Raw genomic sequence first — 15,105 nt, 5'->3', positions numbered from 1 at the left:
ACTCGGAGCGGACGTGCATTGGTTGATGCGGTCTGCTGGCTCAGCTTTGCAGCAGCTGGCTGCGGATAAACTGCCACTGATCTTCAAACCCGGCGGTGGGCTTGATTTTGAACTCCGAGCGGACGAACTGGCTGATGCGGCCCTCGGTATAGGCCAGCAGCAGGTTGGCCAGCATGGTCTCGTCGAGCTGGAAGCCCTGGCCTTCCCGCAGCCGTTTCTCGCGCAGTACCTGCTTGATCTGGGTCTCCAGCTTGTCGAACAGAATGCTGATGCGATCCCGCAGCCGATCGTGTTCGCCCAGCAGGGCATCGCCATTGAGAATGCGGGTGATGCCGGGGTTGCGCTCGGCGAACACCAGCAGCAGCTGCAGTATGTGATGGCAGCGGGCCATGGTGTCCTTCTCTTCGGCCATGATCAGGTTGACCCGTGACAGCAGGGAATCCTCGATAAAGTCGATCAGCCCCTCGAACATCCTCGCCTTGCTGGGAAAATGCCGGTAGAGGGCCGCCTCGGACACGCCCACCTCGGCCGCGAGGCGTGCCGTGGTGATGCGCTGGCCCGGGCTGGTTTCCAGCATGTGGGCGAGTGCCTGCAGGATCTGATCGCGCCGACTCTGTTTCTGGTTACTGCTTGCCATGGATTCCCCTAAAAAAACAATGGCTTGATTCTATTATTTGGCACGTGCCCCAGGGGGCCGTGTGGTCTTGTTATTGGCGACCAGAAGAACCAAACCCGCCTTCACCCCGTTCACTCTGATTGAATTCGTCGACCAGCTGGAAGCTAGCCTGTACCACCGGCAGGATCACCAGCTGGGCGATGCGCTCGCCAGGCTGCATGGTGAAGCTGTCGTTGCCACGGTTCCAGACCGAGACCATCAACTGACCCTGATAGTCGGAGTCGATGAGGCCGACCAGGTTGCCCAGCACGATGCCGTGCTTATGGCCGAGGCCGGAGCGGGGCAGGATGGTGGCGCACAGACTCGGATCCTGGATGTGAATGGCCAGCCCGGTTGGCACCAGCGTGGTGTCGCCCGGGGCCAGGGTCAGCGGGGCATCCAGCAGGGCGCGCAAGTCCATGCCAGCGGAGCCCGGTGTGGCGTAAGCGGGCAGCGGGAAGTCGGTGCCGATGCGGGCATCCAGGATTTTCAGTTCAATTTGTGTCGTCATGAATCTTTTTCAATTGGATCGCCTGGCGATCGGGTGGTACTGCAGGAGCCTGGGGCTCCCGGCATGTTCAATGGGCTCAGGGTCGATAATGGCGTGCAATCAGGGCGACAAGATGACGGGCGAGCGTCAGCTTATCGGCCAGGGGCAGGGCGGCTTGACCCCCTTGCCAGAAGACGGTCAGGGCGTTGTCATCGGCATTGAAACCCTGGCCTGCACGGGACACATCGTTGGCTGCGATCATGTCCAGCCGCTTACGTCGAAGTTTGTCGAGGGCGTATTGTTCCACATCCACGGTTTCGGCGGCAAATCCGACGGTGAAGGGTTTGTCTGACAACGCCCCCACATCGGCGATGATGTCGGGGTTTTTGACCAGGGTCAGCTGCATCTGGTCGTTGTCGCCGGTCTTCTTGATCTTTTGCTCGGCCACCTGGGCGGGACGGTAGTCGGCGACGGCAGCGCAGCCGATAAAGAGGTCGCACTCACCGACCCGGCTCATCACTGCTTCGTGCATCTGCAGGGCACTCTCCACATCGATGCGGGTAACGCCGGCCGGGGTGGCCAGTGCCACCGGGCCGCTCACCAGGGTCACCTCCGCGCCCGCTTCGCGCGCGGCGCGGGCGATGGCGTAGCCCATCTTGCCGGAGCTGTGGTTGCTGATATAGCGCACCGGATCCAGCGCCTCGCGGGTCGGCCCGGCTGTGAGCAGCAGCCTGACGCCTGCCAGGAGCGGTTCGGCGGCGAGCTGCTGGCAGCAGCGTTCCACCAGTTCCAGGGGATCCAGCATCCGGCCCGGGCCCACATCGCCGCAGGCCTGGCTGCCGGAATCCGGCCCCCACAGCTGAATGCCGCGCTCGGCGAGGGTCTGAAGGTTGGCCTGGGTGGCGGCGTTGCGGTACATCTGCTGGTTCATGGCTGGCGCCAGGGCGACAGTCGCCGGGGTGGCAAGGCAGAGGGTGGTGAGCAGCTCGTCCGCCATGCCGGCGGCCATGCGGGCCATCAGGTTGGCGCTGGCGGGGGCGATCAGCACCAGATCGGCCCACTTGGCCAGTTCGATGTGGCCCATGCCCGCCTCGGCAGCCGGGTCCAGCAGACTGTCGGCCACCGGGTGGCCTGAGACGGCTTGCAGGGTCAGCGGGGTGATGAACTCCTTGGCGGAGCGGGTCATCACCACTCGCACCTCGGCCCCCTGATCTTTCAGGCGACGTACCAGTTCGGCACTCTTGTAGGCGGCGATCCCGCCACTGACACCCAACAGGATGCGTTTATCGGCCAATCTCATCTGCTGCTTCTCTTCCGGCTCACTCTGACTGGTCGGCTAAGATAGCACAGGCAATGGGTGGCGACAGAGGCTGACATGGGGGAGTTGTGGTCGGGCTCGCGGGATTCTTTGCTATGTTTTCTCTCAATAGCCATGAGGGAGAGACAAATGAGCATCAAGGAGTGGCCGGAAGAGGAGCGCCCGAGGGAAAAGCTGCTGCGCCGAGGGGCGGCGACGCTCTCCGATGCCGAACTGCTGGCCATCTTCCTGCGCACCGGGGTCAGCGGGTTGAGTGCGGTGGATCTCTCCCGCCAGTTGTTGCAGCAGTTTGGTTCCCTGCGGGCACTGCTGGGGGCCGAGCAGCAGGATTTTTGTGGCGCTCACGGGCTGGGACCTGCCAAGTATGCCCAGTTGCAGGCGGTGCTGGAGATGGGGCGGCGCCATCTGGCCGAACAGTTGCAACGGGGAGAGGCGCTCACCTCGCCAGGGCTCACCCGTGACTTTCTGCAAGCCCAGTTGCGGGATCGGGGGCGGGAGGTGTTCGCCCTGCTGCTGCTCGACAACCAGCACAGGGTCATCCGGTTTGTCGAACTTTTTTACGGCACCCTCGACTCGGCGAGCGTCTGGCCCAGAGAAATCGTGCAGATCGCGCTCAAACATAATGCAGCCGCCGTGATTCTGGCGCATAATCACCCGTCCGGCGTGGCCGAGCCCAGTCGGGCGGACCGCCAGATCACGGATCGGATCCTGGCCGCCCTGGCCCTGGTCGATATCAGAGTGCTTGATCACCTGGTGATCGGTGATGGCATCACGGTTTCTTTCGCAGAGCGTGGTTGGTTGTGACTGGGCTCTGGCACTGTATTAGTTGATCTTTGATCACGGATGCTGTATAAAATGCCGCCTTCTGTTTGCCCCGCAATCGAAGGCCAGCGGGGCAGATATTTGCTCGAGCAATGAAGTAAGATTTGGAGAGACTGACATGTCTAGAGTATGCCAAGTAACCGGCAAGCGCCCGGCAGTTGGTAACAACCGTTCGCACGCTAACAACGCTACCAAGCGTCGTTTCCTGCCGAACCTGCACACTCACCGTTTCTGGGTTGAGAGTGAAAAACGCTTCGTGAGCCTGCGCGTATCCGCAAAAGGCATGCGTATCATCGACAAGCGCGGCGTTGAAGTGGTTCTGGCTGAACTGCGTGCCAGCGGCGTTAAGGTATAAGGAATTAGATCATGGCTAAAGGTATTCGCGATAAGATTCGCCTGAACTCCAGCGCCGGTACTGGTCACTTCTATACCACTACCAAGAACAAGCGCACCATGCCCGAAAAAATGGAGATCAAGAAATTTGATCCCGTGATTCGTCAGCATGTGATCTACAAAGAAGGCAAAATCAAGTAATTACTTGGTTTCGCTGCAAAAACCCGGCCTCGTGCCGGGTTTTTTTATGGCTGGAATTCAGTACACTGCCGATTCGAAGGGAGGCTAGCCATGTTCAAACTGAGCCGCAAAGGCTGGAACAACGTGATCATCGTGGTCGTGTTGATCGTCATTACCCTGTTGCACCGGCTGGAGCAGGCCCAGCAGGAGAACAGTGCCAAACGCGCGCGTCCGCTGTTGCCGGAGAGTGCCGTGGTGCTGACCTGGCAGGGGCCGAGCTGGCAGATAGAGCGTATCGGCCAGGGCTGGCGCAGCGCGCCGGATCTGGGGCTTGGCAGCACCCAGCTGGCGGCCCGCATCGAGGCGTGGCAAGGCTGGCTGCTGCCCCCCGGCGAGCCCGTGCGCGGCACCCCGGTGACCCTCAAGATCTGGATCGCCGGACAGAGCGATCCTGTGGAAGTCGGGCTCTATCAGGACGACGGCAAGTTTGCCGCCCTACTGCCCTCCTCGACCTGGCTCAGCTTGAGTCAGGCGCAATACCGTGACCTGATGCGCCCCATTCCCTGAACGAGAGATCGCCCATGCCTGAATTACCGGAAGTCGAAGTCAGCTGCCAGGGCATCTCCCCCTGGCTTACCGGCATCAAGGTGACCCGCGTGGTGGTGCGGGACGGCCGCTTGCGCTGGCCCGTGCCCGGCGAGATCCAGGAGCTGGTGGATCTCGTCATCCACCGGGTCAGCCGCCGCGCCAAATACCTGTTGCTGGAGACCGACTTCGGCACCGCCATCCTCCATCTCGGGATGTCCGGCAGCCTGCGGGTGCTGGACATCGGCACCCCGGCCGAGAAGCACGATCACGTGGATATCGAGCTGGCCAACGGCAAGCTGCTGCGGCTCAACGATCCGCGCCGTTTTGGTGCCCTGCTGTGGACCCGCGAACCGGCCGAGGCCCATGCCCTGCTCGCCAAGCTGGGGCCGGAACCCCTCACCGATGCCTTCCATGCCGATTACCTGCGGGAGCGGGCGAAGGGACGCAGCACCGCCATCAAGCAGTTCCTGATGGACAACCACGTGGTGGTCGGGGTGGGCAACATCTACGCCAACGAGGCGCTCTATGCCGCCGGCATTCATCCCAGGCGGGCGGCGGGCAACATCAGCGCCGAGCGGCTGGGCACCCTGGTGAGCGAGATCAAGCGGGTGCTGGCCGAAGCCATTCGCCAGGGGGGCACCACCCTCAAGGATTTCACCAGCGCCGACGGCAAGCCGGGCTATTTCGTGCAGCAGCTGCAGGTTTACGGCCGTGGCGGCCAGCCCTGTTTCCACTGCCACACCCTGCTCACCGAGGTGAAGATGGGCCAGCGAACCACGGTGTTCTGCTCCCACTGCCAACGCTGAAAGTGGGATTTTTGAGCCGGGATCGGCCAAGTTGTAAGAGAGTATTTCCGGTCTGTTGAAGCGGCGTCAGCCCATGACTACTATCTCGCCAGTTCAGGCTGCGAGGTAATAAAATGACAGCTAAATCAATAGACTGGGAACATTTATCCCGGCAGGGGCACTATTGTGCCCACGATATGGCCCGCTTCCTCTATCCCGAAGACAGCGCCCGCAAGACTTTCAATCGCGGCAAGTTTTTGCTGCGCAGTCTGCTCTACCGTGCGCAGTTGAACCGGGTGTTCGAGCTGTTCCAGAGCGCCCCCCTGCGGGCGCTTCCCGCCCGCCACCCCGAGCTGCTCGACAAGCCGATGCGCCCCTATCGCTTCGCCTGCTCGACGGTGAACCAGCGGGTCAAGATGGTGGAGGATCACTACCGCCTGCTGCTGGGCCTGTACCCCGAGCTCATCGACCCGCTCTATCTGGGGGAGGGGATAGTGCTGGGCCATTATCCCGATGGCGGCTGGCGCATCGTGCTGCGTCACGACGGCACCTTCCGCCGGGAGGCGGAGCTGGCGCTCTCCATCGTCAACGCGCGGGGGGAGCGACTCTACAGCTGTGCCTTCTCCCTGGCGGGCAACGAACAGGAGCTGGCCCTGGTGATCGGGTCGGTGCAGGGGCCAGAGCCCTGTGTCGAGCAGCCCCAGGAGCAGGTGCGGGCATTGACCCGGGCGGGTCAGGGTCTGAGACCCAAGTCGCTGGTGGTGATGCTGGTGATGGCGCTGGCCGGGGCCATGGGGGCCCACCGGGTCTGTGCGGTGCGCATGAAGGCCCACATCTTCCAGGCAAGACGGTACAGCAAGAAGAAGAAAGCCTGCCTGCAGGCGGACTACGACGAGCTGTGGCAGGAGTTTGGCGCCCTCGATCAGGACGCCAACTTCGTGCGGCTGCAACCCGTGGTGCGCAAGCCGCTGGAGGAGGTGGCCGCCAAGAAGCGGGCCATGTACCGGCGCCGTTACGAGTGGCTCGATCAGCTGGAGCTGGCGATCCGCCAGCAGTTTGCCCGCAGCTAGGCGTGCAGTGCGTTGATGCAACAAGGGCTACCCGCGGGTAGCCCTTGTTCGTTTCTGCCCATCAGGGGAGGGGATTAGCGCTGCTGTCTGGCGGCAATGGCCTGAGCCACCAGGGGGTCGACGAACTGGTGGATGTCACCTCCGTGCAGCGCCACCTCCTTCACCAGGGTGGAGGAGATGAAGGAGTTCTCCTCCGCCGGGGTGAGGAAGACGCTCTCCAGGGTGGGCATCAGGCGACGGTTCATGTTGGCGAGCTGGAACTCGTATTCGAAGTCGGAGACGGCGCGCAGGCCGCGGATCAGCACGTTGGCCTGCTGCTCCCTGGCAAAATCCACCAGCAGGCCGGAGAAGCCCACCACCTTGACGTTGGGCAGGTGAGCCGTCACCTGCCGGGCCAGCTGAACGCGCTCCTCGAGATCGAACAGCGGCCGTTTGCTCGGGCTGTTGGCCACCCCGACCACCACCTCGTCGAACAGTCTGGCGGCGCGGCCAATGAGATCGGTATGGCCGTTGGTGATGGGGTCGAAGGTGCCGGGATAGATTACCTTGTTGGTCATGCTGCTGATTCCTGAAACCGGAAAACTGGTCGCATTATAGGGGCTGTTGCCGGTTTGTCGCGACCGGGATGGCGCGGATTTCTGGCGCTGATCGGCGGCCGGGGTCGCACAAATCAAGGCCCCGTGGCGTCTTCGCTTGAGAATCGCCCTGCATCAGGCAAGAATACCCGCATCGCGCATCAAGCCTCCTTCGCTGGTGACAGGGAGCATAGGGATTTTTTATGAAACGTATTCTGGTAGTCCGCAATGACAAGATTGGTGACTTCATGCTGGCGTGGCCGAGCTTTGCCATGCTCAAGCGCTCCATGGAGTGTCATGTGACTGCCCTGGTTCCCGCCTACACGGCGCCCTTGGCCCGCCTCTGCCCATGGATCGACGAGATCATCCTGGATCCGGGTGCCCGGGCCGACAAGGAGCAGCAACGCGCCCTGCTGGCGCGCATCAAGGCGGCCGCCTTCGATGCCTCCATCTGCCTCTTCTCCAACACCCGCAATGCCAAGCTGGTGTGGAAGGCGCACATTCCCTACCGGCTGGCACCAGCCACCAAGCTGGCCCAGGTGCTCTACAACCAGCGCCTGGTGCAGCGCCGCTCCCGCTCCCAGAAGCCGGAGTACGAATACAACCTGGATCTGGTGCGCCGCTTCCTCGCCGATCAGCATCAGACCGTGGTGGAGCCACAAGGCCCCTACCTCGGCTTTGACCCCGAGAGCCTGCTGCAGGTGCGCGAGCAGGTCGCCGCCCGTCTCAGGCTCGACGCCAGCCGCCCCTGGCTGATGGTGCATGCGGGCAGCGGTGGCTCGGCCAACAACCTTTCCATCGAGCAGTACTCGCGCCTCATCATCAAGCTCAACCAGGCCTGTCCCGAGTTGCAGTGCGTGCTGACGGCAGGCCCGGGGGAGGAGGGGAAGGCGGAGCAGTTGGCGGCCGAACTACTGGCCCATGGGGGCAACGGCTGGATCTATCGCTCCGACGAGGGGCTGCCGAAGTTCTGCCAGGTGATGGCCAACGCCGCCCTGTTCGTGGCGGGCAGCACGGGGCCCCTGCACATCGCCGCGGCCATGGACGTGCCGACGGTCGGCTTCTTCCCGGCACACCGTTCGGCGACGCCGCTGCGCTGGCGGCCGCTCAACGGCGAGGGGCGCCATCTGCCCTTCAGCCCGCCGGAAGACAGCGACCACCCGGAGGACATGAGCCAGCTCGATCCCAAGGCCATGGCGGCAGAGATCGCCCGCTGGGCGCCGCCCTTCTGGCGCGCCGAGCGCTGAGAGCGCACACAGAACATACAGACAGGGCCCCGCGGGGCCCTGTCTGTATGGGGATGCGCCCTGCTGGCAGACCGGCCGACCGGGCGTGGCTCCCGACAGCCCCTTTACGGGCCTGCCCGGGCTCCGGGCAGGGGAAACCTGTCGGTATAAGCCGGAGTCGGGTCATGTTGCCAATATTCATGCATTCGGCTTATAGCGGCCAGTTTTCGTCCGTGGCGCCCAGGTTTGCGCCGTGAGCGGCCCCGCGAGGGCTGCGCCCGCTCCATGGCAATGGGGTTTGCCCCTTGTTCCGCTGGAACAAGGGGTGAGTGATTAATGGGATGTTTGAGGCGCGATGCCCTATTTCGGCTGCTGGGGCTGCTGGCGAACCCAGAGATCGGCGTATTTGACGAAGGTGGAGTGGGCGGAGAGGATGGCCAGCAGCAGGCCCTGCTTGCCGTCGAGGAAACCGGCCTTGAGCAGGTACATCTTGAGGAAGCAGCCGACGGCGTGGACCAGCCCCTGGCCGAGGGATCCCTTCTTGCCGCGGGCGGTGCGCTGATCGGCCCAGGCGCGGGCGTAGCCGGCGGATTTGACCAGGTAGTGTTCCAGATCCCGGTAGGTGTAGTGGAGGAGGTCGCCCTGCAGGTTGACGATCTTCATGTTGGCGCGCACCTCCACCTTCTCGTGTACCAGCGCCTCGTTGTAGCCGGTCAGCGCCTTGGGGTAGAGGCGCAGCACCCGATCCGGGTACCAGCCGCTGTGGCGGATGAAGCGGCCGAACACCCAGGAGAGGCGCGGGATGGAGTAGATGGTGTCGCTGGCCGGGTTGGCCATGACCCCCTGGATGGCTTCCCTGAGTTCCGGGGTGAGCCGCTCGTCCGCGTCCAGCCACAGCACCCATTCCGACTGGACATGGGACTGGGCGAGGCGGCGCTGACGGCCGAAACCGGGCCAGGTGGTGTTGACGAAGAAGCGGGCGCCAAATTCGGCGGCGATGGCCGGGGTGTCATCCTGACTGCCGGAGTCCAGGATGACGATTTCATCCGCCAGGCCTTCGAGGGAGGCGAGGCAGGCACGGAGGTTGTCGGCTTCGTTCTTGACGATCAGGACGGCCGCCAGGGTCGGTTTTTTCACAGGCAAGGGACTCTTGTTGGTGCCCGGCGGGCGGGTCATGCTCGGATTGGCGCCCATTCTAGCCTAAAACCCCGCGCGGGGCATGACCCGAGGGCCCGGTGGGCCCGCTTTTGAATGCGGGGGAAGGGGGATCTCTGCTACCCGGCAGTCGGTGGCCCAGGGCACGCCGTGTCCGGGTGGAAGAGGGCCTCAGGAGGGGGGCGCGGGGGAGCAGATCCTGCCAGGTAGGCGTTTTGCGGGGGCAGACGGGTATCTTCTGTTATTTCTTCGGCCTTTCTTGGGGCATAATCTTGCCCAGTAATGATCAACAGCCGGGCCAGTCCCGAGAGAAGACGCGCGATGAAGATATTGGTGATCGGCCCCTCCTGGGTCGGCGACATGGTGATGTCCCAGAGCCTCTACAAGGCGCTCAAGAGCAACCACCCGGGCAGCGAGCTCCATGTGATGGCGCCGGCCTGGTGCGTGGCGCTGCTGGAGCGCATGCCCGAGGTGGACAAGGCCATCCCCATGCCGCTTGGCCACGGTGACTTCAAGCTGGGGGCACGCCGCCGCCTTGGCAAGCAGTTGGCCGCCGAGCAGTACGATCAGGCCATCATCCAGCCCAACTCCATGAAGTCGGCCCTCATCCCCTGGTTTGCCAGGATCCCGGTGCGCACCGGCTGGAAGGGGGAGCACCGCTTCGGTCTGCTCAACGACATGCGCAGCAACAAGCAGGCCTTCCCGCTGATGGTGGAAGGCTATGTGGCTCTGGCCTACCCCAAGGGGCAGATGAAGAGTCGGGACGACATTCCCGCTATTCCCCATCCCTCCCTGCACGTGGATCTCATCAACCAGGGCAAGGCGCTGGAGCGGCTCGGCCTGAATCGTGCCCGCCCTGTGCTGGTGCTCTGTCCGGGGGCCGAGTTCGGCCCGGCCAAACGTTGGCCGGAAGGGCACTACGCCGTGGTGGCGCAAAAGCACCTCGACGAGGGATGGCAGGTGTGGATCTTCGGTTCGGGCAAGGACGTGGACGTGGCCAACACCATCCGCGATCGGATCAACCCCCTGTCGCGCCCCAACTGCCACGTGCTGGCGGGCAAGACCAGCCTGCACGAGGCGATCGACCTGATGGCGCTGGCCGGTCGGGTCATTGCCAACGACTCGGGCCTGATGCACGTGGCGGCCGCCCTCAACCGGCCGCTGATCGGCGTCTATGGCTCCACCTCGCCCCTCTATACCCCACCGCTGGCGGACAGGGTCGAGATCGTCCACACCGACATCGAGTGCCGCCCCTGCTTCAAGCGCACCTGCAAGTTCGGCCACCTCAAGTGCCTGATCGAGCTGATGCCGGAACAGGTCATCGAGGCGGGAAATCGGCTGGAGCGTGGTGAAACGGCAGATCTGACCATAGTGCAGCATCCGGTGGAATCCTCTGCTGCTGAACCAGGTAATAGCTAGCATGATCTACCGGTTGCTCTACAACCTGCTGATCCACCTGGGGTTGCCCCTGGCGCTGCTGGCGCTCTACAAGCCCAAAAAAGGCAAGCCCGGCTTCGGGGCGCGCTGGGCCGAGCATCTGGGACGATTGCCGCCGACCGGACAGGAGGCTCCCCTCTGGATCCATGCGGTGAGCGTGGGGGAGACACTGGCCATCACCCCCTTCATCCGCGCCCTCAAGGCCGAGCGCCCCGAGCTGCCCATCCTGCTCACCACCACCACCCGCACCGGCGCCGAACAGGCGGCCAAGCTCGGGGAGCTGGTGGTGCACCGCTATGCGCCTCTCGACTATCCCTGGGCCGTCTCGGCGTTTCTGAGCACTGTCAAGCCCCGCGCCCTCTGGGTGATGGAGACAGAGCTGTGGCCGAACTGGCTGGCGGCCTGCGAGGCACGCCACCTGCCAGTGACCATCCTTAATGCCCGCCTCTCGGAGCGATCCTGTCAGCGCTATGGTCGCTTCCAGGGTGCCTTCGATGCCCTGAGCCGCCCGCTGACCCACCTGCTGTGCCAGCATCAGGACGATGCGGATCGCTTCCATCGGCTGGGCATAGCGCGCAACCGGCTGGCGGTGACCGGATCCATCAAGTTCGACATCCAGTTTGGCGACGAGGTGCAGGCCAGGGGCCGTGCCCTGCGCCAGCAACTGGGGGAGGCACGACCTGTCTGGATCGCCGCCAGCACCCACCAGGGGGAAGACGAGCAGGTGCTGGCCGCCTTCGATCGGGTGCTCAAGGCCCATCCCTCCGCCCTGCTGATCCTGGTGCCGCGCCATCCCGAGCGTTTCGATCGGGTGGCCGAGCTGTGCGCCCCCTACGGTTGCGTGCGGCGTACGGCGGGTAGTGCGGTCGGCGAGAGCGACAAGATCTACCTGGGTGACACCATGGGCGAGCTGCCGCTGATGCTGGCGGCGGCGGATCTCGCCTTTGTCGGTGGCAGCCTGGTGCCCGTGGGCGGTCACAACCTGCTGGAACCGGCGGCGCTGGGCAAACCCTGCCTGACCGGCCCCGTCTATTTCAACTTCAGCGACATCACCCGCCAGCTGGTGGCCCAGGGGGGCGCGGCCGTGGTGGCGGACGCCGAGGCGCTCGGCCACCGGGTGAGCACCCTGCTCGGCGATGCCCCTGCCCGCCGCGAGATGGGGGAGCAGGCCCGCGCCGTGGTGCTGCGCAACCAGGGGGCGCTGGCGCGCACCCTCTCCCATTGCCTCGCTAGCCTGGAAAGTGACGACTGAGGCGGGGCGGCGTGGTGGCCGCCCCGCCAGCATGTCTGCCAAACCCCGGGAGACAATCCGCGTCCCTTTCCTTTATGCTCTGCCCTTTGCCCCTGACCCTGTGATGCCCCGATGAACCGCGCTCCCCTGCTGTTGATGATACTGGTCACCCTGCTGGCCGCCGCTGGCTGGCTCTTCTCGAAAGAGGCGATTCGCGAACTGCCCACCGCCGCCTTTATCGGCAGCCGCTTCCTGCTGGCCGCCCTGCTGCTGTTGCCGCTCGCCTGGTTGCGCGAGCCGCCCCCCAGTGGCTCACAGCTGCTGCGCGCCGCCGGGTGCGGCACCTTGCTCGGGGCCAGCCTGCTGTTCTGGGTTACCGCCATCAGCCAGAGCGATGCGCTCGGCAGTGGCGCCTTCATCATGAGCGTGGCCACCCTGATGGCGCCGCTCGCCGCCTGGGCCGCCTTCAAGGCCAGACCCGGCCGCCACTACTGGCTGACTCTGCCCGTGGCCGTCGCGGGTCTGCTGCTGCTCTCCAGCAGCACCCACTGGGGTGTGTCGCTCTCCCTGTTCTGGTTTCTGGCGGCGGCCGCCACCCTGGGGGTCCAGCTCGCGGTGCACCGCCACTTCGCCCAGTCCATCCCCCCCACCTGGCTCACCTGCATCCAGTTGGCGGTGACCGGACTGCTCGGCACCCTGCTCTCCCTGCTGACCGAGCAGTGGCCCGCCAGCATCGGCACTGGCATCTGGGGCTGGTTTGCGGCCAGCGTCCTGATCGCCACCACATTGCGTTACTGGCTGCTCACCCACGCCCTGAGCCGGATGACCACGGCCCACGCCGCCCTGCTGATGCTGCTGGAACCGGTCTGGACCCTGATCTTAAGCACCCTCTTCTATGACGAACCGCTGGGCCCCGCCAAGCTGGCAGGCGCCGGCCTGGTGCTGGGCGCCCTGGTGCTCTACCAGCTCCCCCTGCTGCTGCGCAGCCGAAGGCTGAAGTCACCGGTCTAGCCTGCACGGGCGGGGGATGGATCAAAAAGAAGGAGAGGGTCTGCATGGCAGACCCTCTTTGCGTGATGGCACATGTCGGGCTCCCTTTGCTAGGGGTTGCCATCAGTCAAGCGGCTGAGCGCTGCGGGAAACGAGCATAAAAAAGCCCCCGGGTGGCGGGGGCTGGTGCATCGATGAGGGGGATCACTCGATGTTCTGGATCTGCTCGCGCATCTGCTCGATGAGCACTTTCAACTCGACGGCGGACTGGGTCACCTCGGCGTTGATCGACTTGGAGCCCAGCGTGTTCGACTCGCGGTTGAACTCCTGCATCATGAAGTCGAGGCGACGGCCGCAGGCGCCACCCTTCTTCATGATCTTGTTGGTTTCGCTGATGTGCATCTCCAGGCGATCCAGCTCTTCGGCCACGTCGATCTTCTGGGCCAGCAGCACGATCTCCTGCTCGATGCGGGCAGGATCCAGCTCCACCTTGGCCTCGGCCAGGCGGTCGGTGAGCTTCTGGCGCTGCCACTCGATGATCTGCGGCAGGTGCTCCCGCACCTTCTTCACTTCTACCTGAATGCCGGCCAGACGCTGTTCGATCAGCGCCTTGAGGTTGGCCCCTTCGCTGGCGCGGGAGGCGAGGAAGTCTTCCATGGTCAAGTCGAAGCCGGCCATCAGCTCGGTGGCGACCACGTCCATGTCCTGCTCGGCGGCAGCCATCACGCCCGGCCAGCGCAGCACGTCCACCGGGTTGAGCTGACCCTGGCCCGCCTCTTTCATCACCCAGTTGGCGCTCTCGATGATGAGTTTCGCCAGCTCTTCATTGATGTGCAGCTGGCTGGCAGCGGCCTGGGCGGCCTCGAAGCGCAGGTTGCACTCCACCTTGCCGCGCTGCAGCTTGGCGCGGAAGCGCTCACGCAGAACCGGCTCCAGGCTGCGCAGTTGTTCCGGCAGGCGAATGTAGGTCTCCAGATAGCGCTGGTTGACCGAACGAATTTCCCAAACGGCTGTGCCCCAGTCGCCCTTGAGTTCCTTGCGGGCGTAGGCGGTCATGCTGTGAATCATTGATTGTTCCGGGCTTGATGAAGTGTGCGGCCAGTATACTCAGCCAGGCCTGCTCCGTCAGCCGACGAGGTGGTTTTAGCGGCTGATATTTGAGTAGCGATCGCTTATACTCCTGCGCCAATTCAGCCAGCCCAGAGGTCAGTCCCATGTCCCGTCCCAGCGATCGCAGCGCCGCCCAGGTGCGTCCGGTAACCATCACCCGCCACTTCACCAAGCATGCTGAAGGGTCCGTGCTGGTGGAATTCGGCCACACCCGTGTGCTCTGCACCGCCAGCGTCGACACCAGCGTGCCGCGCTTCCTCAAAGGCAAGGGGCAGGGGTGGGTCACTGCCGAGTACGGCATGCTGCCGCGCTCGACCCACTCCCGGATGAACCGCGAAGCGGCCTCCGGCAAGCAGAGCGGCCGCACCCTGGAGATCTCCCGTCTGATCGCCCGCTCCCTGCGCGCGGCGGTAGACTTGAGTGCCCTGGGCGAGCACACCATTACCGTTGACTGCGATGTGTTGCAAGCCGACGGCGGTACCCGTACCGCCGCCATAACCGGTGCCTGCGTGGCGCTGGTGGATGCGCTGAACTGGATGGTGGAGAAGGGGCTGATCAAACAGAGCCCGCTCAAGCAGATGATCGCGGCCGTCTCCGTCGGTATGTTCGAAGGGGAGGCCATCTGCGATCTGGAGTACATCGAAGACTCCGCCGCCGAGACCGACATGAACGTGGTGATGACCGAAGATGGTCGCATCATCGAGGTGCAGGGCACCGCGGAGGCCGAACCCTTCACCCACGAGGAGCTGCTGGAGATGCTGGCCCTCGCCAAGGGCGGCATCGCCGACATCATTGCGCTGCAGAAGCAGTCACTTTCCTGATACCAGGACCTGTTGATGTTTCGGCACAAGTCGCGTTGCAGTGTCAAAGGATGCCAGGCTAGGCGCAGGATGCCGCCAATGGTTATTCCCTTGGCAAGTCCTGCAACAACGCATGGCATCCTTTGCCACGCAACCCGTAGGGACGGGTCTGTTTTTGTGCATAACGTCGTTATTCGATGCCTCGTTTGGATTACCAAACTTCGCATCTCATGCCTAGTTCTGCGCAAAAACCGACTCCGTCGCGGCTGTGACGAAGCGTCAACAGATCCTGCAAACGCGGCATTGACCGCGTTTTTTTATACCCCCACACCAGTAAACG

Annotated in this window: 17 protein-coding genes; 11 read left to right on the top strand and 6 right to left on the bottom strand. The window is 64.0% G+C overall.

Annotated elements, in window-relative coordinates; all coding sequences use genetic code 11:
- Nucleotides 1-40: 40 nt before the first annotated feature.
- From slmA to coaBC, 3 genes are all read right to left on the bottom strand, one after another.
- Nucleotides 41-637, bottom strand: coding sequence for a nucleoid occlusion factor SlmA (gene slmA / locus AB5Y47_RS00745; protein WP_010676117.1), 597 nt, complete (start codon nt 635-637; stop codon nt 41-43).
- Between the two features lie 70 nt (nt 638-707).
- Nucleotides 708-1,166: a dUTP diphosphatase gene (gene dut / locus AB5Y47_RS00740; RefSeq protein ID WP_069652422.1), complete on the bottom strand. Its 459-nt coding sequence runs from the start codon at nt 1,164-1,166 to the stop codon at nt 708-710.
- Between the two features lie 76 nt (nt 1,167-1,242).
- On the bottom strand, nt 1,243-2,445 hold the full coding sequence (gene coaBC / locus AB5Y47_RS00735) for a bifunctional phosphopantothenoylcysteine decarboxylase/phosphopantothenate--cysteine ligase CoaBC (RefSeq protein WP_042879081.1): 1,203 nt from the start codon (nt 2,443-2,445) through the stop codon (nt 1,243-1,245).
- A 147-nt stretch (nt 2,446-2,592) separates the two neighbouring features.
- Between coaBC and radC the strand changes: the two genes are divergently transcribed.
- From radC to AB5Y47_RS00705, 6 genes are all read left to right on the top strand, one after another.
- On the top strand, nt 2,593-3,267 hold the full coding sequence (radC, locus tag AB5Y47_RS00730; RefSeq protein ID WP_039040991.1) for a DNA repair protein RadC: 675 nt from the start codon (nt 2,593-2,595) through the stop codon (nt 3,265-3,267).
- A 136-nt stretch (nt 3,268-3,403) separates the two neighbouring features.
- Entirely contained in the window at nt 3,404-3,640 is a 237-nt protein-coding gene (rpmB, locus tag AB5Y47_RS00725; RefSeq protein ID WP_005307492.1) for a 50S ribosomal protein L28, read from the top strand.
- A gap of 11 nt (nt 3,641-3,651) precedes the next feature.
- A complete protein-coding gene (gene rpmG, locus AB5Y47_RS00720) occupies nt 3,652-3,819 on the top strand; it encodes a 50S ribosomal protein L33 (RefSeq protein ID WP_005323752.1) in 168 nt (55 codons plus the stop codon).
- A gap of 90 nt (nt 3,820-3,909) precedes the next feature.
- Nucleotides 3,910-4,365 (top strand): hypothetical protein, encoded by a 456-nt coding sequence (locus tag AB5Y47_RS00715; protein WP_041212007.1) that lies wholly within the window; start codon nt 3,910-3,912, stop codon nt 4,363-4,365.
- Nucleotides 4,366-4,379: 14 nt separating this feature from the next.
- Nucleotides 4,380-5,192, top strand: coding sequence for a bifunctional DNA-formamidopyrimidine glycosylase/DNA-(apurinic or apyrimidinic site) lyase (gene mutM, locus AB5Y47_RS00710; protein WP_368219602.1), 813 nt, complete (start codon nt 4,380-4,382; stop codon nt 5,190-5,192).
- A 176-nt stretch (nt 5,193-5,368) separates the two neighbouring features.
- Nucleotides 5,369-6,241 (top strand): VirK/YbjX family protein, encoded by an 873-nt coding sequence (locus AB5Y47_RS00705; RefSeq protein ID WP_042879078.1) that lies wholly within the window; start codon nt 5,369-5,371, stop codon nt 6,239-6,241.
- Nucleotides 6,242-6,315: 74 nt separating this feature from the next.
- Here the strand turns inward: AB5Y47_RS00705 and coaD are convergent, their stop codons facing one another.
- Entirely contained in the window at nt 6,316-6,798 is a 483-nt protein-coding gene (gene coaD / locus AB5Y47_RS00700) for a pantetheine-phosphate adenylyltransferase (protein WP_010676110.1), read from the bottom strand.
- Between the two features lie 221 nt (nt 6,799-7,019).
- Between coaD and AB5Y47_RS00695 the strand changes: the two genes are divergently transcribed.
- The gene (locus AB5Y47_RS00695; RefSeq protein WP_010676109.1) at nt 7,020-8,063 is read left to right on the top strand and encodes a glycosyltransferase family 9 protein; all 1,044 of its coding nucleotides are present in this window, start codon (nt 7,020-7,022) and stop codon (nt 8,061-8,063) included.
- A gap of 339 nt (nt 8,064-8,402) precedes the next feature.
- Here the strand turns inward: AB5Y47_RS00695 and AB5Y47_RS00690 are convergent, their stop codons facing one another.
- Nucleotides 8,403-9,179, bottom strand: a complete 777-nt coding sequence (locus tag AB5Y47_RS00690; protein WP_010676108.1) for a glycosyltransferase family 2 protein — start codon at nt 9,177-9,179, stop codon at nt 8,403-8,405.
- A 339-nt stretch (nt 9,180-9,518) separates the two neighbouring features.
- On the opposite strand from AB5Y47_RS00690, the gene waaF reads away from it, so the two are divergent.
- The 3 genes from waaF (at nt 9,519) to AB5Y47_RS00675 (ending at nt 12,876) form a co-directional block, all read left to right on the top strand.
- Nucleotides 9,519-10,616, top strand: coding sequence for a lipopolysaccharide heptosyltransferase II (gene waaF / locus AB5Y47_RS00685; RefSeq protein WP_124244394.1), 1,098 nt, complete (start codon nt 9,519-9,521; stop codon nt 10,614-10,616).
- A gap of 1 nt (nt 10,617) precedes the next feature.
- Nucleotides 10,618-11,886: a lipid IV(A) 3-deoxy-D-manno-octulosonic acid transferase gene (gene waaA / locus AB5Y47_RS00680; RefSeq protein WP_368219601.1), complete on the top strand. Its 1,269-nt coding sequence runs from the start codon at nt 10,618-10,620 to the stop codon at nt 11,884-11,886.
- Between the two features lie 111 nt (nt 11,887-11,997).
- Nucleotides 11,998-12,876, top strand: a complete 879-nt coding sequence (locus tag AB5Y47_RS00675; RefSeq protein ID WP_049636086.1) for a DMT family transporter — start codon at nt 11,998-12,000, stop codon at nt 12,874-12,876.
- A gap of 183 nt (nt 12,877-13,059) precedes the next feature.
- On the opposite strand, the gene AB5Y47_RS00670 is transcribed toward AB5Y47_RS00675, so the two are convergent.
- Nucleotides 13,060-13,923: a YicC/YloC family endoribonuclease gene (locus AB5Y47_RS00670; protein WP_010676104.1), complete on the bottom strand. Its 864-nt coding sequence runs from the start codon at nt 13,921-13,923 to the stop codon at nt 13,060-13,062.
- 146 nt (nt 13,924-14,069) lie between these two features.
- Here AB5Y47_RS00670 and rph point away from each other — a divergent pair, with 146 nt between their 5' ends.
- Nucleotides 14,070-14,786, top strand: coding sequence for a ribonuclease PH (gene rph, locus AB5Y47_RS00665; RefSeq protein ID WP_223953809.1), 717 nt, complete (start codon nt 14,070-14,072; stop codon nt 14,784-14,786).
- The last annotated feature ends 319 nt before the right edge of the window (nt 14,787-15,105 follow it).

It is taken from the genome of Aeromonas sp. R7-2 (genome assembly GCF_040908105.1).
GTDB classification, from domain to species: domain Bacteria; phylum Pseudomonadota; class Gammaproteobacteria; order Enterobacterales; family Aeromonadaceae; genus Aeromonas; species Aeromonas caviae.
Note: the sequence above shows the minus strand (reverse complement) of the source record. Positions and strands in the feature narration are given on the sequence as shown.